At 63.2% G+C, this 25,493-nt stretch carries 20 protein-coding genes; 12 read left to right on the top strand and 8 right to left on the bottom strand.

The window, feature by feature from the left end; genetic code table 11:
• Window positions 1-5 precede the first annotated feature (5 nt).
• Window positions 6-866, bottom strand: a complete 861-nt coding sequence (locus tag VGO04_RS00610; protein WP_327494022.1) for a CoA transferase subunit A — start codon at window positions 864-866, stop codon at window positions 6-8.
• Between the two features lie 179 nt (window positions 867-1,045).
• Between VGO04_RS00610 and VGO04_RS00605 the strand changes: the two genes are divergently transcribed.
• The 4 genes from VGO04_RS00605 to VGO04_RS00590 all read left to right on the top strand — a co-directional run bounded on the left by VGO04_RS00605 (window position 1,046) and on the right by VGO04_RS00590 (window position 11,528).
• A complete protein-coding gene (locus tag VGO04_RS00605; protein ID WP_327494021.1) occupies window positions 1,046-1,801 on the top strand; it encodes an IclR family transcriptional regulator in 756 nt (251 codons plus the stop codon).
• 562 nt (window positions 1,802-2,363) lie between these two features.
• Window positions 2,364-3,347: a GAF domain-containing DNA-binding protein gene (locus tag VGO04_RS00600; RefSeq protein ID WP_327494020.1), complete on the top strand. Its 984-nt coding sequence runs from the start codon at window positions 2,364-2,366 to the stop codon at window positions 3,345-3,347.
• Window positions 3,348-3,519: 172 nt separating this feature from the next.
• Entirely contained in the window at window positions 3,520-10,416 is a 6,897-nt protein-coding gene (locus VGO04_RS00595; protein ID WP_327494019.1) for an autotransporter domain-containing protein, read from the top strand.
• Between the two features lie 449 nt (window positions 10,417-10,865).
• Window positions 10,866-11,528 (top strand): sulfite oxidase-like oxidoreductase, encoded by a 663-nt coding sequence (locus VGO04_RS00590; protein WP_327494018.1) that lies wholly within the window; start codon window positions 10,866-10,868, stop codon window positions 11,526-11,528.
• Here VGO04_RS00590 and VGO04_RS00585 read toward each other — a convergent pair.
• On the bottom strand, window positions 11,513-12,160 hold the full coding sequence (locus VGO04_RS00585; protein ID WP_327494017.1) for a helix-turn-helix domain-containing protein: 648 nt from the start codon (window positions 12,158-12,160) through the stop codon (window positions 11,513-11,515). The two genes, VGO04_RS00590 and VGO04_RS00585, sit on opposite strands and share 16 nt — an antisense overlap.
• A gap of 518 nt (window positions 12,161-12,678) precedes the next feature.
• Here VGO04_RS00585 and VGO04_RS00580 point away from each other — a divergent pair.
• On the top strand, window positions 12,679-13,620 hold the full coding sequence (locus VGO04_RS00580) for a sterol desaturase family protein (protein ID WP_327494016.1): 942 nt from the start codon (window positions 12,679-12,681) through the stop codon (window positions 13,618-13,620).
• 180 nt (window positions 13,621-13,800) lie between these two features.
• Here VGO04_RS00580 and VGO04_RS00575 read toward each other — a convergent pair whose 3' ends face one another.
• Both VGO04_RS00575 and VGO04_RS00570 read right to left on the bottom strand, forming a co-directional pair.
• A complete protein-coding gene (locus VGO04_RS00575; RefSeq protein ID WP_327494015.1) occupies window positions 13,801-15,249 on the bottom strand; it encodes an NCS1 family nucleobase:cation symporter-1 in 1,449 nt (482 codons plus the stop codon).
• 156 nt (window positions 15,250-15,405) lie between these two features.
• Complete coding sequence (locus VGO04_RS00570; protein ID WP_327494014.1) at window positions 15,406-16,293, bottom strand: helix-turn-helix domain-containing protein; 888 nt, start codon at window positions 16,291-16,293, stop codon at window positions 15,406-15,408.
• Window positions 16,294-16,404: 111 nt separating this feature from the next.
• On the opposite strand from VGO04_RS00570, the gene pobA reads away from it, so the two are divergent.
• Window positions 16,405-17,577: a 4-hydroxybenzoate 3-monooxygenase gene (gene pobA, locus VGO04_RS00565; RefSeq protein ID WP_327494013.1), complete on the top strand. Its 1,173-nt coding sequence runs from the start codon at window positions 16,405-16,407 to the stop codon at window positions 17,575-17,577.
• On the opposite strand, the gene VGO04_RS00560 is transcribed toward pobA, so the two are convergent.
• Both VGO04_RS00560 and pcaQ read right to left on the bottom strand, forming a co-directional pair.
• Window positions 17,556-18,107 (bottom strand): GNAT family protein, encoded by a 552-nt coding sequence (locus tag VGO04_RS00560; RefSeq protein WP_327494011.1) that lies wholly within the window; start codon window positions 18,105-18,107, stop codon window positions 17,556-17,558. The two genes, pobA and VGO04_RS00560, sit on opposite strands and share 22 nt — an antisense overlap.
• 80 nt (window positions 18,108-18,187) lie before the next feature.
• Window positions 18,188-19,114: a pca operon transcription factor PcaQ gene (gene pcaQ, locus VGO04_RS00555; protein WP_327494010.1), complete on the bottom strand. Its 927-nt coding sequence runs from the start codon at window positions 19,112-19,114 to the stop codon at window positions 18,188-18,190.
• 93 nt (window positions 19,115-19,207) lie between these two features.
• Between pcaQ and pcaD the strand changes: the two genes are divergently transcribed.
• From pcaD to VGO04_RS00530, 5 genes are all read left to right on the top strand, one after another.
• The gene (gene pcaD / locus VGO04_RS00550; RefSeq protein WP_327494009.1) at window positions 19,208-20,020 is read left to right on the top strand and encodes a 3-oxoadipate enol-lactonase; all 813 of its coding nucleotides are present in this window, start codon (window positions 19,208-19,210) and stop codon (window positions 20,018-20,020) included.
• On the top strand, window positions 20,013-20,417 hold the full coding sequence (gene pcaC, locus VGO04_RS00545; protein ID WP_327494008.1) for a 4-carboxymuconolactone decarboxylase: 405 nt from the start codon (window positions 20,013-20,015) through the stop codon (window positions 20,415-20,417). The genes pcaD and pcaC overlap by 8 nt, the downstream gene beginning before the upstream one ends.
• A 13-nt stretch (window positions 20,418-20,430) precedes the next feature.
• Window positions 20,431-21,177: a protocatechuate 3,4-dioxygenase subunit beta gene (gene pcaH / locus VGO04_RS00540; RefSeq protein WP_327494007.1), complete on the top strand. Its 747-nt coding sequence runs from the start codon at window positions 20,431-20,433 to the stop codon at window positions 21,175-21,177.
• Complete coding sequence (pcaG, locus tag VGO04_RS00535) at window positions 21,177-21,791, top strand: protocatechuate 3,4-dioxygenase subunit alpha (protein ID WP_327494006.1); 615 nt, start codon at window positions 21,177-21,179, stop codon at window positions 21,789-21,791. The genes pcaH and pcaG overlap by 1 nt, the downstream gene beginning before the upstream one ends.
• A gap of 203 nt (window positions 21,792-21,994) precedes the next feature.
• Entirely contained in the window at window positions 21,995-23,050 is a 1,056-nt protein-coding gene (locus VGO04_RS00530; protein ID WP_327494005.1) for a 3-carboxy-cis,cis-muconate cycloisomerase, read from the top strand.
• Window positions 23,051-23,090: 40 nt separating this feature from the next.
• Here the strand turns inward: VGO04_RS00530 and VGO04_RS00525 are convergent, their stop codons facing one another.
• Together VGO04_RS00525 and VGO04_RS00520 are read right to left on the bottom strand one after the other, a co-directional pair.
• Window positions 23,091-23,828 (bottom strand): FadR/GntR family transcriptional regulator, encoded by a 738-nt coding sequence (locus tag VGO04_RS00525; protein WP_327494004.1) that lies wholly within the window; start codon window positions 23,826-23,828, stop codon window positions 23,091-23,093.
• 105 nt (window positions 23,829-23,933) lie between these two features.
• Complete coding sequence (locus VGO04_RS00520; RefSeq protein WP_327494003.1) at window positions 23,934-24,728, bottom strand: NAD(P)-dependent oxidoreductase; 795 nt, start codon at window positions 24,726-24,728, stop codon at window positions 23,934-23,936.
• 284 nt (window positions 24,729-25,012) lie between these two features.
• Here VGO04_RS00520 and VGO04_RS00515 point away from each other — a divergent pair.
• The coding region (locus VGO04_RS00515) for a dihydrodipicolinate synthase family protein (protein ID WP_327494002.1) at window positions 25,013-25,493 on the top strand (481 nt) is incomplete at its 3' end.

Raw genomic sequence — 25,493 nt, 5'->3', positions numbered from 1 at the left:
CCTCCTCAGGCCGCTTTTGCCGCTGGTTTGCCGGCGTGCTTGGCAAAGTCCTCGGGCTTGGCGTCGAGCACGTTTTCCTTGATCCAGGCGGTAAAGCTGTCGCGGTCGCGGGCGATCTCGTCCCAGCCGATGTAGAAGGCGTTGGAGCGCGGGTAGTAGCCGTGCGCATAGGACGGGAAGGCGCCACCCGGAACATTGGCAACGGCGGTTACGGCCCAGCTCGGAAGCACCAGCGAGTTTGGCGACGGTGGGGCGAGCTCCTCGACGATCTCCTCGACCGTGACGATCGAGCGCTTGGCGGCAAGCACCGCCTCCTTCTGCACGCCGACGATGCCCTCGATCAGCACATTGCCCTTTTTGTCGGCGCGCTGCGCGTGGATGATCGTCACATCCGGGCGGATCGCCGGCACGGCGGCGAGCACTTCGCCCGTAAAGGGGCAGGTGACCGACTTGATGTTCGGGTTCACCTTCGGCAGGTCAGCGCCGATGTAGCCGCGCAGCGTCGCAAACGGCAGGTTGGCCGCCCCCGCCTCATAGGCATTGGCCATCGCGGCGTGAGAATGTTCCTCGATCTCAAGCGGCCGCGGCCACTGGTTTTCGACCGCGTCGCGGAAACGGTGCAGCGAGCCGACGCCGGGATTGCCGCCCCAGGAGAACTTCATGCCCCGTGCTGCCCCCACGCCAATCAGCTGGTCATAGAGAATGTCGGGCGTCATGCGCACCAAATAGAGATCCTTGCGGCCCTGGCGGATCACCTCGTGGCCCGCGGCATAGGGGATCAGGTGGGTAAAGCCTTCCATGGCGACGGTGTCGCCATCCCTGACATTCTCGCCGACGGCCTCGGCAAGCGAAACGATCTTCGCCATGTTTCCTCTCTTCGTCGCTATTTATCGACGCCTGCGGTCCCGGTTGGGCGGCGGGCGCCTTGTTCTTTCGCGGGCCAGTAAGCGCCGAACGAGCGGAGGGGTCAAATATTTTGTGCGATATTTGACTTTTGTTCGTATATCGCACAAAATTGCCGTGCGATGTTCTTAGGGGGGGGGAGATGCGAGAAACGGATTTCGTCAGTGGATTTGCCCGCGGGTTGACGGTGATCGAAGCCTTCGACGAAACGCGGCCGAAGCTGTCGATCGCCGAGGCGTCGAAGATCACCGGTCTCGACCGGGCAACAGTCCGGCGTTCGCTGCTGACGCTGTCCGAGCTCGGCTATGCCGACTACGACGGCAAGTTCTTCGCGCTCACGCCGAAGATCCTGAGGCTCGGTCACGCCTATCTGTCGGCGACACCGCTGCCGACGATCATCCAGCCCTATCTCGATCAGCTTTCAGAACGCGCCGGTCAAAGCGCTTCGGCATCGGTGCTCGACGGCACCGAAATCGTCTACATCGCCCGTGCCTCGCAGAAACGCGTGATGTCGATCAACCTGACGACGGGGTCGCGGCTGCCGGCATACTGTGCATCCATGGGACGGGTGTGGCTCGCGGCGCTTCCAGAACACGAGGCGCGCGACATCCTTTCGCGCTCGAACCTGAAGGCGAACACGCCCTATACAAAGACGGATCCGGATGATTTGATCGCCGAGTTTCGCCGGGTGCGCGAGCAGGGCTACGCGCTTATTGACCAGGAACTCGAGCTTGGCCTGTGCTCGATCGCCGTGCCGCTTGAAAACGACCGTGGCCGGATCGTTGCCGCGCTTAACATCGGTGCGCCGGCAGCCCACGTTCCTGCGGCGGAGATGGTGGAGCGCTATCTGCCGCTGCTCAAGGAGACGCAAGGGGCGCTGCGGATGGTGCTGAGGTAGCAACTTCCAGCGTCGGCGCTTGATGTTTTGCAGTCGCGCTGCGGTACGATTGGGTGTTGGAGTCGCGCTAGCGTCGCAACGCGCGGTAGATCTTGATCGCCGTTTCCCGTTAATCGGAACAGCGACGAACGTGGGAGACTTGCTCCCGCGCATATGGGCCGGCGCACTCCGTCGCGTGGCAATCCATTCGCGCCAAGGCCGTTTATTTGCCCCAGACCGCTTGGTTTGCTGCCCATCCCATCGCCAAGAACAGGTGCGGATAGCGACCGAGCGGCCGGAAACCTACCCAAAAATGGGTGCTGGGATTATACAGTTTACACTTGCATATTTTTTACCCACAAATTTTAGTGGTCCACGCGGGTGAGTGTCTGCGAAAAACGCCGGCACAGGACGATGGAGGGGGGCCATCGCACCGCAAGAGCCAGATACTTTGTCAAATTTTGTCCGGCGCCGCCTCTCGGCGCCCTATTGGCGTTGCCGCCAACCTTACGGCCCGGATTTCCGGGAAACCCGAAATTCTACAGAACGCTTTCCTTTTCCCTGATTCCATATTGTGATCGTAATGAATGAGCAATTGCATCGGCCCGACCATCCCATCAGCTTACCGCCCTACGAATTGATCGAGACGACCGAGCCGCCCTGCATTGCTGCGGAAAAGCCGGCACATGACTGGGCGTATCTGGCCGCCACCCACCTGATCGGCTCGCCGGCCAAAGCGGCGATCGCCGCGATCCTTGAGGAAACCGGCGAGCTTGCCGGTGCCGACCGCGCGTGGATGTTCGAATATTGCGACGACCTACTGCGCTTCCGCAACACTGAGGAATGGGTGCGGGGCGATGTGTCTTCGCATGTCGGTGACCTGCAGCAGACGCCCGTCACGATGATCGGCTGGCTGCATCAATGGCTGGTCGCCGGCAAGGCGGTGATGATCAACGATGTTGCCAGACTGCCCCGGCCGGCGCGGGCGCTCCAGGCGGAAATGCTTCGCCAGAACGACAAGAGCGTTCTGTGCGTCCCCGTCTTTCACGCAGGCACGTTGCGCGGCTGCATCGGTTTCGACGCGACGAGGGCATTGCGTCGATGGCCGATCGAAGAAATTCACCAGCTCGTCCGCTGCGCAAAGCTGATCGGGATCGCACGCTACGGGCGCTCGCCGGCCTATGGCGAACGCGACAGTGAAATCGCAACAACGTCCGCCGGGACCGACCCGATCGTCCATCTGCATATGCCGGGACGCACCCGCGGGGTGCCGCTTTCGGCAATTGTCGGGCTTCGTTCTGCCAAGGACTACACCCAGATCTGGCTGAAGGACGAGGCCGCCGTCCTCGATCTCCGCCCACTCTCTTTCTGGAGTGGCCTGCTGCCCAAGTCGAGCTTCCTGCGCATTCATCGGACCGCAGTGATTAACCTGTCGCACGTGACAGAGCTGGACCGTCATTCGGGTCCGACGAAACAGGGCTGGGCCGTGCGCCTGCGCCGATTGCCCGAGCTCTGGGCCGTGTCCCGCCCCTACAGGCAGGAATTGCGCAGCCGTCTCGGCATCTGAGATTTTCCACAAGACGCCAATGTTGCGCTTTGTCGCTTCGTCGAACCCGTAGGTTGTTTCGTCGATAAGGCGTTGCCGCTTTAGAGTTGTCGTGCAAGCCAGCTTCCTGGGATATTTTTTAGACGATGGCGGGGGCAAGCCTTTGAAAAAAATCAATTGTCAGAATCAGGGCTTGGCCGGGGGCTTTTACAGCGACGCGCTTCCGCTGCGTAGGCGTCGGCCTCTGCTCTTGAGCGGCACGGCGCTGTGGATGTTTGCCGCCTCGGGTCTTGCGCTCGGCATGGTTGCTTCCGCGTCAGCCGCCCAGGCGGGCGGAAAGGGCGGCAACGGCGGTGGCACGGTCAACAGCGGCGGTGGTGTCGACGGAAACTTGCAAGGTACGCCAGGCGCCACGTCGTTCGCTCTCGGCAACGGCGGCGGCGGCGGCGGGCCGGGCGCAGCCGGTGGTGCGGGCAGCCAGAGCGGCGCCGGAGTTGCCGGCAATGGCGGCGCCGGCGGTACGAGTATCAGCCCGAACGGGGCGTCGGGCAGCACAGGCAATGGCGGCGGCGCAGACTTTGGCGGTGGCGGCGGTGGGGGCGGCGGTGCCCACGGCAGCGTCGGCATTGCAGCTGGCCGAGGTGGTGACGGCGGCGCCTCGTTGAACGGCGACGGCGGCGGCGGCGGCGCCGGCGGCTACGGCCGGGTTGTTGCGGCTGGCGGTACGGACAGCATTACCGGCTCCAGTATCTCCGGCGGCGCGGGTGGAAATGGCGGTGCCGGCGGCGGAGCGCCGGGCGCAATCGGCGGCAGCGGTGGCGACGGCGGTGATGGCGCGGCACTCGTCAATGGTGGAACATTGACGGTGAACGCGGACGTCACGGGCGGCAACGGCGGCAACGCCGGCGTCGGCGGCAGCTCGACGCGCGGTGGCGACGGCGGTCACGGCATCAGCGCGCTGAACGGCGGCACGGTGATCGTCAACGGCAATGTCAGGGGCGGATCGGGGGGGACCGGTAGCACCAACGGCACAAACGGTTCCGGTTTCTTTGGCAGCAACGTGGATTTGACCCTGGGCGCGTCCGGCTCCATCAACGGCGCCGGTGCCGGCGCGAACGCCATGATCTTCGATGGCGGCGTCAACACCTTCCGTTTCGTGACAGCGACCCCGGCTCTCTTCGGCAACGTCGCACTCAACAATTCCGCCAGTTTGACGATTGAGCAGGCCGCCAACGGGCGCTTCACCAACGCGATTACGGGCAACGGTTCGCTGATCAAAACCGGCGCCGGTACGCTGACGCTGGAGGGAATGAACACCTATACCGGTGCGACCACGATCGCGGCTGGCGGCACGCTCGCTCTTTCCGGCCAGGGCCGGATCAATGCCTCGAGCGGGCTGACGGCCAACGGTATCTTCGATGTCTCCGGGGCCATCGCGCCGCAGGTCAAGTCGCTTGTCGGCAGCGGCCAGGTGGAGCTCGGCACCAAGTCGCTGATGATCAACAACGCCACGGGCACGTTCTCGGGCGCGATTAACGGCACAGGCGGCATCAGTGTCATGGCTGGCACGCAGGTCCTGACCGGGGCCAACACCTTTACCGGTCAAGCGGGCACAAATACCGGCGCGACGCTGCAGATCGGCGACGGCGGCGCGAGCGGCTCGCTCGTGGGGAATATCAGCAATTCGGGCGCGGTCGTCTTCAACCGTTCCGGCCTCCTGACCTATGGCGGCTCGATCACCGGCAACGGGACGTTCTCGCAGATCGGCAGCGGCACGCTGACGCTGACGGCCAACAACAGCACGGCCGGTGCGGTGACGATCGGCACGGGCAGCACGCTGCAGCTCGGCAATGGCGGTACAACCGGCTGGATCGGCGGCTCCGGCAACTTCCTCGGTCCGATCACCAACAACGGCACGCTCGTCTACAACCGCTCGAACGATATCAGCCATGCCGGCACGATTAGCGGCACCGGCACGATTACGCAGGCAGGCACCGGCAAGGTGACGCTGACCGGCAACAATTCGTCGTTCGGTGGGTCAACGTCGGTCACGTCGGGCACGGCCTTAATCAACGGCCAGCTGGGCGGCAACGTCAATGTCGGCACGGGCGGCACGCTCGGCGGCACCGGCCGGATCGGCGGCGACGTCGCCGTCAATGGCACGCTTTCGGCCGGCAACAGCCCAGGCACCCTGACGATTAGCGGTGACCTGACGCTCAATGCCGGCTCCGTATCGGTGTTCGAGCTGAACGCACGCGGCCTCGTCGGCAGTGCGGGCAACAACGATCTGGTGAAGGTCGGCGGCAACCTGACGCTCGGCGGCGTGCTGAACGCTCAGGTGGCGCAGGCCGGTTATTACCGGCTGTTCGAATATGACGGTTCGCTCACGGGCAATTTTGCGGCGACGAATGCCACATCGACGGCGCCGAGCTTCACGGTTGCCAGCCATCTGGTCGAGACGGGCATCGACAAGCAGGTCAATCTCTCGGTCCTCGGCACCGGCCAGACGATGCACTTCTGGGATGGCGCGGACACGACCGGCAACGGCGCGGTCAACGGCGGCGCCGGCACCTGGTCTTCGACAGGGACCAACTGGACCGGCCCGGCGGCGCGGTCCAATATCAACGGCCGTTTCGGCGGATCGGTCGGCGTGTTTGCCGGTGCGAACGGCGGTGTCGTCGATGTCATCGGCACGCAGAGCTTCGATACGCTGCAGTTTTCTGCAACGACCGGCGGCACCGGCTACACCCTCAATGGCGGCTTTCTTGCCTTCAACCCGGCAAGCGGCACGGCGGCAACGATCAATGTCGATAGCGGCGTTGCAACCACGATCAGCTCGGTGCTGCAGGATGGCGGCACCGGTAGCGGGCTCACAAAGGCCGGCAACGGCACGCTGACGCTGACAGGCGTGAACACCTACACCGGCGCGACGACCATCAACGGGGGCGGTACGCTGGCCCTATCCGGTGCAGGCAGCATCGGCACTTCGAGCGGCGTGACGGGCGACGGCACCTTCGACGTCTCCGGGGCGACAGCGGCGGATATCAAGTCGCTTGCTGGCAGCGGCCGGGTGGTGCTCGGCAGCAATAATTTGAACATCAACAACGCCACGGGCACGTTCGCGGGCGTGATCACCGGCACCGGCGGCGTCAACGTTGCGGCTGGCACGCAGGTTCTGACCGCCACCAGCAACTATACTGGCGCGACGACGGTCGCAGCTGGCGGTACGCTCTCGCTGTCGGGCCAGGGGCGGATCACCGCCTCGAGCGGATTGACGGCGAACGGTACCGTGGACGTCTCTGCAGCGGGCGCGCCGATTATCAATTCGCTTGCCGGCAGCGGTCAGGTGTTGCTGGGTAGCAAGACGCTGGTCATCAACAACGCGACCGGTACGTTCTCCGGTGCGATCAACGGCACCGGCGGCGTTCTCGTCAATGGCGGCACCCAAGTACTGACCGGCGCCAACACCTTTACCGGCACGGCGGTCACGAATACCGGCGCGACGCTGCAGATCGGCGATGGCGGTGCGGGCGGCTCGATCGTATCGGATGTCAACAACCACGGGGCGTTGGTCTTCAATCGTTCCGGTAATTTGACCTATAGCGGCGAGATCAGCGGCGACGGTGCGGTCTCGCAGATAGGCCGCGGCACGCTGACACTGACGACAGACCACAGCACGGCCGCCGCGGTAACGATCGGCACCGGCAGCACCTTGCAGCTTGGCAACGGCGGCACCACCGGCTGGATCGGCGGCACCGTCGGTTACCTCGGCTCGATCACCAACAACGGTGCGCTCGTCTACAACCGCTCGAACGATGTGACCTATGCCGGTGTGGTCTCGGGCAACGGCACGCTGACCCAGGCTGGCACGGGCAAGCTTACCCTGACGGGCGACAATTCCCAGTTCAGTGGCGCAACCTCGGTGACGTCGGGCACGACCTATGTCAACGGCCATCTTGGCGGCAACGTCAACGTCGGTGCTGGCGGTACGCTCGGCGGATCGGGCGAGGTCAAGGGCGATGTCGTCGTCGATGGCACGCTCTCGGCCGGCAACAGCCCGGGCACGCTGACGATCGCTGGCGATCTGACGCTCGGCGCCGGTTCCACATCGGTGTTCGAGCTGAACACGCCCGGCCTTGTCGGCAGCACGGACAACGATCTGGTGAAGGTCGGCGGCAATCTGACGCTCGGCGGTACGCTGGACGCTCGGGTGGCGTCGGGCGGTTATTACCGGCTGTTCGAATATGATGGTTCGCTCACGGGCAATTTTGCCTCGACGACGGCCACGTCGACGGCCCCTGGCTTCACTGTTGCCAGCCATCAGGTCCAGACCGGCATTGCCAAACAGGTCAATCTGTCCGTGCTCGGCACCGGTCAGACGATGCAGTTCTGGGACGGTGCGGACACGACCGGCAACGGCGCGGTCAACGGCGGCGCCGGCACCTGGACGTCTGCCGGCACGAACTGGACCGGCGACCCGTTGAATGCCGGCGTCAACGGCAGCTTCGGCGGATCGGTCGGCGTGTTTGCCGGCGCCACCGGCGGCACCGTCAATGTCGTCGGCACACAGAGCTTCGACACGCTGCAGTTTTCTGCCACGAACGACGGCACCGGCTACACCATCAATGGCGGCGCGCTCGCGTTCAACCCGGCAAGCGGCACGGCGGCAACGATCAATGTCGGCAACGGCGTCGCAACCACGATCGAAACGGTCCTCCAAGATGGCGGGACCGGCACCGGGCTCAACAAGGTTGGAAACGGCACGCTGACGCTGAAGGGCATGAACACCTACACCGGTGCGACCAGCATCGCAGCGGGTGGAACGCTGGCCCTGTCCGGCCAGGGGCGGATCAACGCTTCGAGCGGATTGACGGCCAACGGCACGTTCGACGTCTCGGCGGCGGCCTCCGCGCAGGTCAAGTCCCTTGCCGGTAGCGGGCGGGTGGTGCTCGGTAGCAACACGCTGATCATCAACAACGCCACAGGCACCTTCTCGGGCGCAATCACCGGCAGCGGCGGCATTTCCGTCAATGCTGGCACCCAGGTCCTGACCGGCGCCAACACATTTACCGGCGGTGCGGGCATCTCCTCGGGCGCCACGCTGCAGATCGGCGATGGCGGCACCGGCGGTTCGATCGCATCGAACGTCACCAACTTTGGCGCGCTCGTCTTCAACAGCGCGGGCAATTTGACCTACGGCGGTACGATCACAGGTCCCGGCTCGTTCTCGCAGATCGGCACGGGCACGCTGACCCTGACGGCCAGCAGCAGCACGCGCGGTCCGGTAACGATCGGCGCGGGCAGCACATTGCAGCTCGGCAATGGCGGCACGACCGGCTGGATCGGCGGCACCGGCAACTTCGTCGGCTCGATCACCAACAACGGCGCGCTGATCTACAACCGCTCGAACGACGTGACCTATGCAGGTGCCGTCTCGGGCAACGGCACGCTGACCCAGGCGGGCACGGGCAAGCTCACCCTGACGGGCGTGAACACCTTTACCGGCGCAACCGACATCACGTCGGGTAACCTGATCGTCAACGGCTCTCTGGCGAACTCCAGCCTGACCACGATCCGGCGCGGTGCCCGTCTCGGCGGCACCGGCACGCTTGGCAACACGACCATTCAGGCCGGCGGCGTCCATGCTCCGGGCAATTCGATCGGTACGCAGACGATTGCAGGCAATTACACCAACAACGGTGTCCTGCAGATCGAAGGCACGCCCACAGCCACCGACAAGGTGATCGTGTCGGGCAGTGTCGATATCTCCGGTGCGACGCTTGACCTCCTGCTTTCACCCAACACGGCGGCGAGCTGGAATCCGATCAACGGCCCGTTCATTCTCATCGACAAGACGAGTTCGGGGGCAATCACCGGTACCTTTGCGTCGATCGTTGATAACCTCGTGTTCCTTGATCCGACGGTTGATTACGCCGGCGGCGACGGCAACGACCTTTCGCTCAAGCTGACCCGCAACGATATCAGCTTTGCCAGCGTCGGTCGGACCCGTAACCAGATCGCCACCAGCGCTGGTGTGGACGGGCTCGGCTTCGCCAACCCGATCTTCAACGCGATCGCGTTTTCCGCAACGCCCGAGGCGGCGCGCACGGCCTTCGATCTGCTTTCCGGTGAAGTGCACAGCTCGTTCCAGTCGATCCTGATCGAGGACGGCCGGTTCCTGCGTGAGGCCGCAAACGATCGTCTGCGCACCGTGCTCGGCACCGTGGCGGCGAAGCAGTCGAGCGAGACCACCGGCGCGATCGACAGCGGCGAACTTGCTCTCTGGAGCCAGGGCTTCGGTTCCTGGGGACGGATCGATGGTGACGGCAATGCCGCCAAGGCAGATCGCTCCATCGGCGGCTTCTTCGTCGGCGCCGACACGCAGGTGGACGAGTGGACCGTCGGCGCGCTTGCCGGCTACTCGCGCTCCTCGATGGACATCGACGCGCGGTTCTCTTCGGCAATCTCCGACAACTATCACCTCGGGCTCTATGCCGGTGGACGCTGGGGCGATGCTTCGCTTAGAACCGGTGCGGCCTATAGCTGGCACGATATCGAGACGAACCGCACGGTTTCGTTCCCGGGCTTCTCGGACACGCTCAATGCCGACTATAGTGCCGGCACCGGCCAGGTCTTCGGCGAGTTTGCCTATGCCTTCACGGCCGGATCAGTCGATCTTGAGCCGTTTGCCAACCTCGCCTACGTGCACCTCAACCGCGACGGCTTTACCGAGCGTGGCGGCGCTGCGGCGCTCTTCAGCAAGGACGCCTCGCAGGATACCACGTTCACGACCATCGGCCTGCGCGCGGCGTCCAGCTTCGACCTTGGCGGCGTCCTGGCAACTGCCCGTGGCACCGTCGGCTGGCGGCACGCCTTCGGCGACACGCTGCCCTTGTCGTCGAACGGGTTCACGCCTGCAAGCACGTTCGTCATCGCCGGCGTCCCGATTGCCGAGGACACAGCGGTACTCGAAGCCGGCCTCGACTTCGCCATAGCACCGGAGGCAACCCTCGGCCTGACCTATACGGGTCAGTTCGGCGGCGGTGTCAGCGACCAGAGCGTCAAGGCAAATCTGAGCGTCAAGTTCTGATTGAACGCAGTCGACGCAAACGGCCGCTTGTCGGGGTCATATGTGACCTTGGCGGGCGGCTGTTTCGCGTTGAAGGCCGGTCTGAGGCGGGCATCGATCTGGCGTGCCGGAGCCCAGCGTGCGCGGGGCTTCATCGACACCGGACGGCGGCAGACGCGGGGTAGTATCCCGGTTCGGTGCGCCAACAACGAGAGAAAAGCAGGCAGTCGAGCCGGAAGGGAACTTTCGGTACCCTAGCGTGCCTAACGACAAGCCCGCGCGGCTGAACTTCAGTGCGCTGGCGGCGCATGCCCCTGCGGCGGAGATAGTCGGGCGCTCCGCTGAAGGAAACGCACGGTGCCGCGCGGCGAATGCTGAGGCAACAACGTCTTGCTTCGCGCTTGACGTTCCGTTGTCGCGCGCTTCTTATTTCCACTTGGCAAGTGAATTCGGGCTGGGGAGTACGATTCATGACCGACAACACGGATCCGCCGGAAATCAAGCTGACGAAAACCAAGCGGCGATGGGCCGCCGACGGCAAGTTCCTGACAGGACGGATCACGCGTCCCGAGGAAGAACGTCTGCCGCCGGGCCAGCACCTGGTGAAGGACTGGCCGGTGCTCGATCTCGGGCAGCAGCCGGTGATCCGCCCGGAAAACTGGCGGCTCGATATCACCGGCCACATTGAAAATCCCTTGTCGCTCGACTGGGCGGCCTTCAAATCGCTTCCGCAGAGCAATCGGCTTTCCGACATGCACTGCGTGACCACCTGGTCGCGTTATGACAACCGCTGGCAGGGTGTCGCGGTGCGTGATCTGCTCGACCAGGTGATGCCGAAACCCGAGGCGAGCCACGTGCTTTTGACGAGCTACGACGGCTACACCACCAATATGCCGCTCGCGGATTTTGCCGCCGAGGATGCGATCCTTGCGACCGACTGGGAGGGCCAGCCGATCAGCCGCACCCACGGTGGGCCGATGCGGCTCGTGGTACCGCACCTCTATCTGTGGAAGAGTGCCAAGTGGCTGACGCGCATCGATTTTCGCGAAGGCGACATGGCCGGCTTCTGGGAGCGGAACGGCTACCACATGCGTGGCGATCCCTGGCGCGAGGAACGCTACTCGGACGACTGATGCGCCGCTCGGGTCTGCTCAAGCGTCGTTGGAACCATCAACGATTGCAACCCGGCCAACTGATAACGCCAGAAGAGGTCGATCGCGGCCTGGATTGACGCCCCGTCTTCGTAGGCCGCAAGCGTGTCGGCGATCGTGTCGATTGTTCGGGTGAAGGTTCGCTCCAGCATGAAAAGCATCAAGGGGGAAAGTGCGGCTTCGCCTTGCGTCTCGCGCACGTATCGTGAGGCAAGCCGGACCATTTCCTCGATCATCATATCCCGGACATGGGCATAGCGTGTGCCTACAGCGCCGCGAAGCAGGATCAAGACGACAAGCCGCTGGTCGATCCAGAACGATAGCAGCGCCCGGGCAGGTTCGGAGCGGGCGGCGTCTGCCTCCAGCCAGTTGCCGATCAAGCGCAAGTCCCGCACGCGAGCGCGCAGCAGCCGGATGAGCCGGCCGGCCAACGCCGGCGTCTCATGAAAGAGCGCTTCGTTGTCGGCGAAATACTTGTAGATGTTGCTCGTGCTGGTTTCCGCCCGATCGGCAATGTCGACAAGCTTCGCCCTTTCAAAGCCCTGTTCGGCAAAGACGGCGGATGCGGCGGCAACGATGCGCTCGCGGACTTCGGCTTTCAGGCGCTGAGGCATGACGCAAGCGAGAAGAGCAATGCATCCTCGCCCCTTGCGGCCTATGGCAGCCGACGGGCAAGCCGTCCTTTGACCAATGGATTCTCTTTTCCTCGTCAATGGCCAGCGCATGCGTGCGGTTGGCTTGGAGCCTCCGGTCTCCTGCAATGCTCGTGTAACCCGCCCCCCGCAAAGCTCGTCGCCATGTTTCAATCAAGGACGTTGACGATGCGACTGGCTGTTTTACCAATGTGGGTGATTTTGCTCGGCGTCGGTTCGAACCATGCGGACGAGAAGGGGTTGTGGAAAGCGGACGACCCACGTCGGGAGGTTCAGCTTCTGTACGATCCCTGTCGTGATGGTCGGTTAAGTGATGGAGAACCGCGGACCTGCGCCGAGATCAGGCGCATGTACGGGCCGGGCAGAGGATACGGGTGGACCGAGCGGGACCTTCGCCTGGATGCCTGCACTGACGGACGCATCAGCGATGGACGCGCCCGAACATGCCGAGAATTGCTTGAGTGGATGGAGCGTCGTTGATGGTGTTGGAGCGCAGAAACGTCACGTCGGGGAACGGAAGCCTGCTGAAGCAGATGCTTCGATACCTGTCCTGGCCGCTGGTGTTTTTTCTCGGGCTTCTGGGCTCGCATTTCGCATTTGCAAGCGCGCACCCAATGGGCGTCTTTGCGGCCGTTTATGCCGCCGCCGTGTTCGTCTTGTTCGCGCTCGAGCGTTACATTCCCTACGAAAGAAGCTGGCTTCTTTCCGATGGCGAGACTGTGAACGATATCGGGCATACTCTTGCGACCAAAGGGGTGCTGCAAGTGGCGGGCCTCGCCGCCGCCGTGTTTCCGATGTACGCCGCCAACATCCTGCAGCCGCTCGCCGCCTTGAAATTCGGGTTCTGGCCTTCCGATTGGCCGATGGTATTGCAAGTGGCGCTCGCGGTTGTGATCGCGGAACTCGGCCTCTACTGGTCGCATCGCATTGCCCATGAAAAGCTGTTCTTCTGGCGTTTTCATGCCCTGCACCACAGTGTCACCAGGCTCTGGGTGATCAACACCGGCCGGTTCCACATTGCTGATTCACTTTTCAAGATCGCGATGAGCCAGATCCCGCTCTATTGCCTCGGTGCGCCGCTGCCGGTGTTCTGGTGGCTTGGGGCGGTCACGGCATTCATCGGCATCCTCACCCATTGCAACGTTGATATGCGAACCGGCGCCTTCGATTTCATCTTCAGCACGCCACGGCTCCACCGCTGGCATCACTCCAAGGATCTTCGCGAAGGCAACATGAACTATGGAGAGAATGTCGTCGTCTGGGACCTGCTGTTTGCAACCTACTACAATCCCGATCGACCATCCTCCACGGATATCGGCATCAAGGGCGAGATCGCCGAGGGCTTCCTGAAGCAACTGACGCAGCCCTTCACCAAGGAGGGTGTCCGCCAGATTCTCGGGCGCGTGCGCCGGAGCCCCTGAGTTCGAGACGGGTCATTTGGCGACGGCTTCCAGGCTTCCGACTGACCCGAGCCGAAAATCGACGCCCCAGCGGCGTTTGAAAGCCCGGCGGAGCAGAACGAACGCAACCGATCTCAACGCGAACATCGCCGTGTAGGTCAGAATGTGCCCGGCGTTGCGGCCGGGCACATGGTTGCGCCGCTAGGCCGCAAAGGCCGGTTTGCGCGCGCCGATCCTTAGCACGTAGTAGATGGCGCCGCCGATCGCGACGCCGAAGAACCAGCCGTAAATCCCCCACCAGGCCGGCAAGATGTTGGTAAACGTCGGCAGGATCGATGAGAACAGCGCTCCGATTGCAAAGGCGATGAAGGCGTTTCCGTGCCATCCGCCCTGGAAGCGGAACTCGCCGTTCTCATGATAGAGCGCTTCGACATTGAGCTGAGCCTTACGGATCAGATAGTAGTCGACCATCATCACCCCGAAGATCGGCCCCATCGTCGATCCGATGAAATTGACGAAATGGGCCGCACCGGTTTCCCATGGAGCGAACGGATAGAGGATGAGGGCGATCAGCGCGGCAATGTAACCGCCGCGCTTGAAGTTGATCTGCCGCGGAAAGACGTTGGCGAAATCGAAGGCGGGCGAGACGAAGTTTGCCACGACGTTGATGCCGAGGGTCGCGACGGCAAAGGTCAAGGCCGCAAGCAGGGCGAGGAACCAGCTGTCGAACTTCGCTGAAATCTGGTCCGGGTGCAGCAGCACTTCGCCGTAAACGGCAAAGGCGGCCGTTGTTGTCACGCCGGCAACCAGGCAGAAGGCAAGGAGGTTGATCGGCAGGCCCCAGAGATTGCCTTTGCGCAGGGTCTTTTCGTCGGTCGCATAGCGCGAAAAGTCGCAGAAATTCAGATAGAGCGCGGCAAAATAGGTGATCCAGGTGGCTGCGACGGCGGCGAGTGCCGGGAAGGTCCCCGGCTCCCAGGGAACGCCGGCGTCCCTGGTCTTTTCGATCAGAACGTCGCGCGGGATTTCCGAGCCGAACGAAAACGTCCCCGATTTGACGATCAGATAGACGGCAAGAATCAGCATCATGATCCAGACCGCCGGCCCTGCCCAATCCTGGAACTTGCGCACGGTCTCCATGCCGCGCTGGATGATGAGCAACTGCAGCGACCAGACGACGACGTAACAGATGACCTCCAGCGTCGAGTGGCCGAGCATGTGGCTGTTCTGGTGGAACGCCAGCAGACTGTCGTTGCGAATGAGGAGCGCGACGATCGCGCCGGACGCCGCGGCCGTCTGCGCGCCGTACCAGAAACACGCGACGACGGCGCGCACGAGCGCCGGGACGTTGGCGCCGAACGTGCCGAAGGAGGCACGGGCGAGCACGGGAAAGGGAACGCCCGTGCGCACGCCGGCATTGCCGACCATGCTCATCAGCACGAAAATCACCAGCGAACCGATGCCGATGGCGATGACGAAGTTTATGAAGCTGCCACAAAGCAGAAACAGGCTGGCTGCGAGATAGTAGCCCCACAGGCTATGGACGTCGGACGTCCACACATTGAAGATGCTGAAAGCGCCCCACCGGCGTTCCTCTGCCGGTGCCAGATCCTCGTTGTACAACGAGGGCGACGGATCGCGTACTGCCATGTCTTCCTCCGAATATCCTCCGAGTCCCCCCTCGGACCCGCCGCAGAGTCTGCTCCCCTTTTTGAGTCGTTTCAAAAGACTTCTGGATCAGCGGCGATACGTTCAAAGAGCCGATCCGGCGGCGCACTCGCACGATGGAGGATGTCCGCCCGGTTATCACGCGCCGAGCCTTTCGCGCTCAGTCAGTCGCCAGGCGCGAGGCGTCATGCCGGTCTGGCGCAGGAAGAAGCGGGAAAAATAGGCAGGATCGGCAAAGCCGAGCCGAAAGCAGATCTCCTGGACGCTGGCGCGCGTGAAGACAAGTTCGCGCCGTGCCTCGTCGACAAGTTTGCGGGCGATCATCTCGTGGGCACTGAGGCCGGTGACGGCACGGGTCACGCGGTTGAGATGGGTGGGCGAGAGGCCGAGTTCACGGGCGTAGGCGGCAGCCGGCCAGTGCGAGCGGCCATGCTGCCTGAGAAGCGCCTCGAAGCGCTGGACCCGCTCTTCGTTTTCGCTGCCAGCCGCATCGTCCCGGTCATCGCCTCTTTCGTCGAGACGCGCCGTCAGCACCAGGACGGACGTCAAGTAGGCATCCAGCAAGTCGGTGCGGTTGCCGCGGCTGCTTTCCCATTCGGCGGCAAGGCGGGCGAGGGTGGCGGCGATATATGCGGCATTCTCGCTTCCGTCGAGCCGGGTCAGGCTCGGCGTCGCCATCCATGTGCCAAGTCGGCTCCGCTCTCCTGGGGACACCTTCAAATGCGATGCGAGGATGGTGAAAACGAAGCCATCGATGTCGCGTGAAAAACGGAACCCGTGACTGAGCGCCGGCGGAACGGCAATCACCGCCGGCGCTTCGATCGCGTGGACCTCGTCGCCGAAGACCGCGTCGCCCGAGCCGCTGGCAATGTACAAGATCTGGAAGAAGTTTTGGTGCCGGTGCAGGCCGATTTCCCAATGGTACAGGCTGCTTCGAGACGGGATAGTCTCGCAATGAAGCCAGAAATCCGGTCTCTCCCCGGTCTTTTCGCCGTAGAGTTCGTAGGTCGGTACCGTCTTCTTCATGTCGCACATCCGCCGGTCATGTTCGATTTGTGCAATTTCTTGGCAGATTTGTCCATTGAGGGCGGGATCGGTCGCGCGCAGACTTTGCCAAAAGACAATTCGGAGGAGAGCATGCGCACCAAGGTCGTCATCATCGGTTCCGGCCCATCGGGACTTTTGCTTGGACAGTTGCTGAGCGAAGCGGGCATCGACAACGTCATTCTCGATCGCGTGAGCCGGGACTACATTCTTGGTCGCGTGCGGGCCGGGGTGTTGGAGGAGGGTACGGTTGGCCTGATGGACCGCGCAAAGGCCGGAGCGAGGCTGCACAAGGAAGGGATTCCGCATCACGGGTTCTCGCTCGCCTTCGACGGCCGCGACCACCGCATCGACCTGTCGCACCTGACCGGGGGCAAGCGTGTGATGGTCTATGGCCAGACGGAGCTGACGCGCGACCTGATGGTACACCGCGAACGCTCCGCTGCAACGACGATCTATGAGGCGGCCGACGTCGAGCCACATGACTTCGATGGCCAGCAGCCCTATGTCACCTTCAAGAAGGATGGCAGGACGCAGCGCATCGACTGCGACTTCATCGCGGGGTGCGATGGTTTCCACGGCGTCAGCCGCAAGTCGGTGCCTGAACGGGCGTTGCAAACGTTCGAGAAGGTCTATCCCTTCGGCTGGCTCGGCATTCTGGCCGACGTGCCGCCGGTCGATCATGAATTGATTTACGCCAACCATCCGCGCGGTTTTGCACTCTGCTCGATGCGCTCGTTGACGCGCAGCCGCTACTACATCCAGTGCGAGGCAACCGAGAGGGTCGAGGACTGGTCCGACCACCGCTTCTGGGACGAGCTGCGCCGGCGTTTGCCGCAGCATCATGCCGAGGCGATGGTGACCGCCCCCTCCTTCGAAAAGTCGATCGCACCGCTGCGGTCTTTCGTCGCCGAGCCGCTGCGTTTCGGTCGCCTGTTCCTGGTGGGCGATGCCGCCCATATCGTGCCGCCGACCGGTGCGAAGGGGCTCAACCTTGCGGCCAGCGACGTACATTATCTCTTCGAGGGGCTGCTTGAGCATTACCAGGATCGGTCAAACGCCGGCGTTGATGCCTACTCTCAGCGGGCCCTAGGCCGCGTCTGGAAAGCGGTGCGGTTTTCCTGGTGGATGACGACGATGCTGCATCGTTTCCCGGATGCCGGCGATTTTGACCAGCGCATCCAGGAAGCCGAACTCGATTACCTCACCCATTCGGTCGCCGCCGAAACGGTGCTCGCGGAGAACTATGTCGGCCTGCCGTTCTGATCGTTCGGCGGAGTCCACTCGCTTCGAAGCAGGCCGTAGATCGCAGTGTCCCAGCGCGCATTGCCGACCTTGGCCGAGGACCGCCGCACGCCTTCTTCGCGAAAGCCGAGGCTGCGATAGGTGCGGACCGCCGCGTCGTTGAAAGTGTAGACGTTGAGCTCAAGCCGCTCGAACGCTGGGTTGGCGAAAAACCGATTGGCCACCTCGCGCAGGAACGGCTGGGCAAGGCCCTGGCCGCGCATCCGCGGATTGATCGCCACCCGGCTCAAGCGACCAACGCCATTTTTCCAGTCGAGCGCCACCTGCGCGTGGCCCGCAAGCTTGCCGTCGGCGAGGCCGGCCAACATCGAGCGCGCCGGTTCGGCGCCTGTGGTCTCGGCCAACATCGCCTCGATCTGTGCCGCGTCCAGCGGATGAGACAGATCCGTGCCGCCCCACTGGACAACGGCTTCGAGGCTCGCAAACCAGTCGAGAATTTCGGCAACGTATCTCTGGGTGAAGGTCTCGACGATCACGGAAGGACTTGGCATCGGGTCACCGGTGTGTTGGAGCCGCAATCTTGGCGGGCAGCCGAAATTTGTAAAGCGACGTTTCCGCGGCAAATCCTGCTTTAGAGTTTCATGGCGACGCCGGCTGCGGCCTCGCGAATGGTCTGCATCAGGATCGAGAGCGCCACCGATGGCGCAGCGTCGGCGCGCATCGTCAGGCCGACGGGACCCTTCGTTTCGCTGGTGTCGATCGGCAGGAGGGCAATCGTTCCGTCGTCGACGTCGCTGGCGACAACGCCAGCGGAAATGATCCAGATCGCGTCACTCGTCCGCACGAACGCGCGGCCGAAGGCGTCCGAAACCGTCTCGATCTGGTTCGGCAAACTGGCGATCCCATTGGTGATCAGGAGCCGCTCGACGAAGGGGCGGATGATGGAGGCGCGGGTCGGCATCAGCACCGGGAAACCGGCCAGCCGCGCGAAGGTAGTGTGCGCGCCCGAACTCAGGGGATGTCCTGCGCGGACGGCAAAGACGACCTGCTCGGAATAGAGGTGTTCGAACGAAAACCCGGTCATTTTTTCCGGTGCGGCAAGCCGCCCGACGACGAGGTCGAGATCTCCGACGCGCAACTGTTCGAGGAGCACCGCGTTCTCTCCGGTGACGATCTTGATGCGGGCGCCGGTATCCTCCTTGAGGAACAGCCGCATTGCATGGGGCATGATCCTCGTCGAAACCGTTGGCAACGCACCGATCCGGACCGGCACGCCGTCGCCGTCGCGCTCCTGTGAGACGGAATCGAGCCCTTGTCTGAGCGCCGTCAGGGCCGCGCCGGCATGGCGGAGGAAAACCTCGCCGTAGCGTGTGATCTTGATGCCTCGACCGTCACGTTCGAAAACCGCGACCCCAAGCACCTCTTCGAGCTCGCGGATCGTCTTGGTCACGGCCGGCTGGCTGACATGCAACAGCTCGGCAGCCTTCATCACGCTCTTCTGGCGGGAGACCTCGACAAAAGTCTGCAGATGGCGAAACTTGACCCGGGCGTCGATCATGGCATTCATAACCCTCAAGTTAATGAAGACCCATGAAATATCATTTTACCTAACCAGATTAAATATCCAATTTGGCGGCGGAGGAGAGAGCCCGTGCAGTTTGCCCGCATCAACGACATCACGATCCACTACCAGGTGATCGGCGCCACCGGCGACCGGCCGGTGCTGGTCTTTGCCAACTCGCTCGGTACGGACTTTCGCATCTGGCGCGACGTCGTCGTCCGGCTTGCCGGGGACTATGCGATCGTTCTCTACGACAAGCGCGGCCATGGTCTCTCCGATATCGGCACGACGCCCTATTCGATCGAGGATCACGCCAATGACCTGGCTGGCCTGCTCGACATGCTGTCGGTCAAACAGGCGATCGTCTGCGGTCTCTCGGTCGGCGGGCTGATCGCGCAATCGCTCTACCAGCACCGCCCGGACCTCGTTCGGGCGCTCGTCCTTTGCGATACGGCGCACAAGATCGGCACGCCCGAACTCTGGGCACAGCGTATCGCTGCGATCGAAGCCCACGGTATCGAAGCGATCGCCGATGATATCCTTCAGCGTTGGTTCACGCCGGCATTCCGCCGTCCGGAAAATGCGGCATTGGTCGGTTACCGCAGTATGCTGATCCGCCAGTCGGCGACGGGCTATGCCGCCACCTGCGGGGCGATCCGCGATGCGGATTACACGGAGGCAGCAGGCCGTATCGCGGTACCCACGCTCTGCGTCGTCGGGGATCAGGACGGCTCGACCCCGCCGGATGTGGTTCTGTCGACCGCCAAGCTCATACCCGGCGCTCGCTATGAAGTTATCCGCGATGCGGGCCACATCCCTTGCGTCGAAAATCCGGAAGCATTGACAGCGGTGCTGCGCGCCTTCTTCGAAATTGCAATGCATGGAGACAAGACCCATGAATGATGCCTCTGCGCCTTCCGACCGCTACCGCCAGGGCATGGCCACGCGCCGCGCCGTGCTCGGCGACAACCATGTGGACCGGGCGCAGTCGACATCCACCGATTTCGATCGCCCGTTTCAGGAGTTGATCACCGAAGCCGCCTGGGGGCACGTCTGGTCGCGGCCGACCTGGACAAATCGCGAGCGCTCGATTGTCACGATCGCGCTGCTCGCGGCACTCGGCCAGGACGAAGAGGTGGCGATGCATGTCAGGGCGACCGAAAACACCGGCGCCAGTCGCGAAGACATCTGCGAGGCGCTGCTGCACGTGGCGATCTATGCCGGGGTGCCTGCCGCCAATCACGCGATCAAGATCGCCAAGCGCGTTTTTGCCGACATCGACGCCGGCAAGGCGGCCTGACGGGGAGAGAACGATGTCCGACAGCAACACAAAACCGGAGACCGGCGCCTTCTTCCCGCGCGACCGGCGATGGCACGCGCCCGCGTTGACGCCCGGATACAAGACCTCGGTGCTGCGTTCGCCGCAAAAGGCGCTGCTTTCGCTCGACGGCACGATCTCGGAAATCACCGGTCCGGTCTTTGGCCACGCGGTCATCGGCGAGCTCGACAACGACCTGATCCACAATTTTGCCCGAGCCGGAGAAAGCGCCATCGGCGAACGCATCATCGTGCATGGGCGCGTACTGGACGAGCGCGGCCGTGCGGTGCCGGGGGCGCTGCTCGAATTCTGGCAGGCCAATGCCGGCGGGCGCTATCGCCACAAGAAGGAAAGTTATCTGGCGCCGCTCGATCCGAATTTCGGCGGCTGCGGACGGACGATCACCGATGAGCGTGGGGGCTACGCCTTCCGTACCATCAAGCCCGGACCCTATCCCTGGCCGAACGGCGTCAACGACTGGCGTCCGGCGCATATCCATTTTTCGGTCTTTGGCCACGGCTTCGCGCAGCGGCTGATCACCCAGATGTATTTCGAGGGCGATCCGATGATCTGGAAGTGTCCGATCGTCAACACGATCCCCGATCGCCAGGCGGTCGAGCAACTGATCGCCCCGCTCGACTGGGCAAACACGATCCCGTTCGATGCGCGCGCGTACAAATTCAACATCGTTCTGCGCGGCCGGCGTTCGACGCTCTTCGAGAACCGGCTGGAGGGCAACTGATGGTGCAGCAGCTCAACTACCTCAAGGAAACGCCGTCACAGACCGCCGGGCCATACGTGCATATCGGCCTGACACCGAACTTCTGCGGCATCGGTGGGGTCTATGAGGCAGACCTCGGCTCGCAGATGATCAACGATCAGACGAAAGGGCAGCGCATCACCATCACTGGCCGGGTGATCGACGGCGCCGGCGCGCCGCTGAAAGATGCGCTCGTCGAGATCTGGCAGGCGGATGCCGCGGGCCTTTACAATTCGCCGACCGAAATCCGTGGTGCTGCCGATCCGAATTTTACCGGCTGGGGACGCTGTTCGACCGGCGCCGAGGACGGTGTCTTTGCGTTCGAGACGGTGAAGCCGGGACCTGTTCCCTACAGTCACGACCGGCTGATGGCGCCACATGTCACGTTCTGGATCGTGGCGCGCGGCATCAATATCGGCCTTCATACGCGCATGTACTTTCCGGAAGAGGCGGACGCCAATGCCGCCGATCCCCTGCTTTTGCGGATCGAACACCGGCATCGCGTTGCGACGCTTGTCGCGACCGGTGCGGCGCCTAATTATGTTTTTGACATTCACCTGCAGGGTGAGAAGGAAACGGTCTTCCTCGACATCTGAACAGGAGTGTCACGCCCGGACATCGGCACCTGCCGTAAGCTCCGGTGCAAAAGGTGGCATTTCGTTCGGCAAGCCGGCAGCGGCGCATTAGCGCCGCGCGCCTCTTGAGGCGCGCTAACGTCGCTGTAGTACTTTGGATGGCTGCATGGTTCATCCTCGGATCGGAGACGATTAAGGGGGCATGCGGCAGAAACGGGGAACCCATGACCTATTCCGCCTTCGACCATCCCTATCTCTCCGGGCTCCTGGGAGACGAAGCCGTCGCTGCGGAGTTTTCCGCCTCTGCCGATATCCACGCGATGCTTGCCTTCGAGGCGGCACTGGCGCGGGCGGAAGCGGTACACGGCATCATACCGGCAAGTGCGGCGGACCGGATCAACGAGGCCTGTCGCGCCTTCTCTCCCGATGTCATTGCCTTGAAGCGGGCGATGGCCGTGGACGGAGTGGTCGTTCCGGAATTCGTGCGGCAACTGCGCGCGGCTGTCGGCGGGGGTGCCGCGGAATATGTGCATTACGGCGCCACCAGTCAGGATGTTATCGATACCAGCCTGATGCTCCGGATGAAGGCTGTTGCCGAGCTTTTTGCCGTTCGTCTCGGAAACATCGTCTCGGCGCTCGAAGAATGCGACAGCAGCTGGGGGGATCGCCCGCTGATGGGGCGCACCCGCATGCAGCCCGCGATCCCGATCACCGTCTCGGACCGGCTGCGCAGCTGGATCGAGCCGCTGCTCGATCACAAGGATCGGCTGGAAGCCATGGACCGCGATCTCTTCGCCGTCCAGTTTGGCGGCGCTGCCGGCACGCTTGAAAAACTCGAGAAGCGCGCCGACGACGTGCGCGCGACGCTTGCCGAAGAGCTCGGACTTGCCGACTTTCCGCAATGGCACAGCCAGCGCTCGGAGGTGGCAGACTTTGCCAATGCGCTTTCGCTGGTGACCGGCAGCCTTGGCAAGTTCGGTCAGGATGTCGCGCTGATGGCGCAGTTGGGCGACGAGATCGCGCTTTCCGGCGGCGGCGGTTCTTCGGCGATGCCGCACAAGCAGAACCCGGTTGCGGCCGAAGTGCTGGTGTCGCTGGCGCGGTTCAACGCCACCCAGCTCTCCGGCATGCATCAGGCGCTGGTGCACGAGCAGGAGCGCTCGGGTGCTGCCTGGACGCTCGAATGGCTGATCATGCCGCAAATGACCGGCGCGACCGCAGCGGCCCTTCGCCTGGCGGGCGAGTTGGCAGGCAACATTCGCCGGCTCGGTCGAGACTGATCTTTGCGTGGCAGCAATAGCGCGCCGCCACATCGGGCGCTCAGCGGGCAGCGCGCAGCATTGAGCGGTAGCGCAGCTGGCTGTTTTTCAGGTGCTGGCGCATCGCCATGCGCGCTTTTTCCTCATCTCCGTCCTGGATCGCAATCAGGATCGCTTCGTGTTCCGATATCAGCCGCGTCAGTTCGGCGGTGGCGAGCACCGCCTCTTCTCCGCTCTCCGATACGGCCCGGCGGGGGATGAGGGCGGCGCCAAGCACCTGCAGGAACTCGCTGAAGCGCGGATTGTTGGTTGCCTGGGCGATGGCCAGATGGAAATTGAAGTCGGCCTCCGCGCTCGGGCGTCCCTCGGCGGCGCTGGCGCAGAAGGTATCGAAGGCTTCTGCGATTTTTTCCTCCTGCGCCGGCGAGCGGCGAAGGGCGGCAAGGGCGGCGGCATCACCCTCGACGGCGGTGCGCAGTTCCAGCATTTCGATCAGGGACGAGACGCGGGCAAGATCAACGCCATAGAAGGGCAGCGGCGCGGTCGGCACCGGCTCCAGCACGAAAACGCCGATGCCATGCCTCGCCTCGACAAGCCCGCCGGAGCGCAGCGCGGCGATCGCCTCGCGAACGACCGTACGGGAAACCCCGAATTCCTGCGTGAGTTGGGCCTCCGAAGGCAGGCGGTCGCCGGGCTTGTAATGTCCGCCGGCGATCTGGCCAGTCAGCACGTCCGTCATCTTGGCGACCAGCGTCCTGGCCTGGGGGGCGATGTTCTCGGATGCGGTCGCGTTCGTCATGGGCATGGCCGTTCTGGGACTGGTTCATTTTTCTGGATACGCATTGCTGGTCATTGGCGCAATCCATTGGCGGCGTGTGCGGCGCGCGGTGCGACGCCCTTGCGGCTAATCCTTGTGGATCGGATCATCAACGAAGGCGCCTCCTTGAAACCGGACGAGCGAACCGTTCGGATCGGGCTTCGGCGTGTTGGCAACGATCTTTGCGCGATAGATCTCGGCATTGTCCTTCGGGCGCCAGCCCAGCCAGCCAATGTGCGAATTGTCCCACCAGCCTGCGTCGTTGGCCGATGCGCCCCAGATGACCGGGCAGCCAAGGACCGGCGCGCGGAAAACGGCTTCTGTCAGCGACACGAAGTCGTCATGGGAAAGCCAGGTTGAGAGCATTCGGTAGTTGATCGGTTCGGGCACGCACGAGCCGATCCGCACCAGCGCGGTCTCCTGGCCGAATTTCTCGAAATACATACGGGCCAGCGCCTCACCGAAACACTTCGATACGCCATAGAGCCCGTCGGGCCGATAGGGGACGTCGGGGCCGAGCCGCTCGTCTTGCGGATAGTAGCCGATCGTGTGGTTGGTGCTCGCAAGCAGGATGCGTGGCTGTCCGTGGGCGCGCGCGGCCTCATAGAGGTTGTAGAGGCCGACAATGTTGCCGCTCAGGATTTCCGAAAACGGTCGTTCGATCGATATTCCCCCGAGGTGCAGGATCGCATCGCAGCCTTTGACAAGCGCGTTGACCGCGGCGGCGTCGGAAAGGTCGCACTCGACGCATTCTTCGTTGGGACCAGGCGGATCCAGCGGCGACCGGTCCGACAGCCGGACCAAAGGCGCAAGACCTGCAAGTTTCTTGCGCATGACGCGCCCAAGCTGGCCGGCTGCGCCAGTGATCAGAAGCCGTTCCATTTCCTGCTCCCCCAGAAAAGCATGCGTCGCGCACCCCGTAACTCAGGCGCGCGGCCGTCACATCATACAATTATCGTTAACATATAATACCTCTTCCATGCAAGGCACTAACAATCCGCTTTGTCGCCATCAATGCCGCTCATCCTGAAACTCGCGCATCAATGCAAATTCATTCCCGATGATCCGCGTGGAAAGTCATATTACAACATGTATTATGAGTATTGACATATATGTGATGGCTTGCTTAGCTTGGGCTGTCGAGTTTGAGGGAGGATCCGCACGACATGACGCCTGAACAGATCAAGGCCGCACTTGGATCGGGCCTGCTTTCCTTCCCGGTGACGCACTTCGATGCGGAAGGCCGTTTTGCGCCGGAAAGCTACAAGGCGCATGTGGAGTGGCTCGCCGGTTACAAGGCGCCGGTGCTGTTTGCCGCCGGCGGCACCGGCGAGTTCTTCTCGCTGAAGCCCGATGAGATTCCCGGGATCGTCGCCGCCGCCAAGGAAGTGTCCGGCGAGACGGCGATCGTGTCCGGCTGTGGTTATGGCACCGAGATCGCCATCGACATCGCCCGCTCGGTCGAAAAGGTCGGTGCAGACGGCATCCTGCTTCTGCCGCACTATTTGATCGATGCGCCGCAGGAAGGCCTTTACGCCCATGTGAAGAAGATCTGCCAGTCGGTCGGTATCGGCGTCATGGTCTATAACCGCGACAACTCCGTGCTGCAGGCCGATACGCTCGCCCGTCTTTGCGACGAGTGCCCGA

Source organism: Ensifer sp. (genome assembly GCF_035999185.1).
GTDB lineage: Bacteria > Pseudomonadota > Alphaproteobacteria > Rhizobiales > Rhizobiaceae > Ensifer.
Note: the sequence above shows the minus strand (reverse complement) of the source record. Positions and strands in the feature narration are given on the sequence as shown.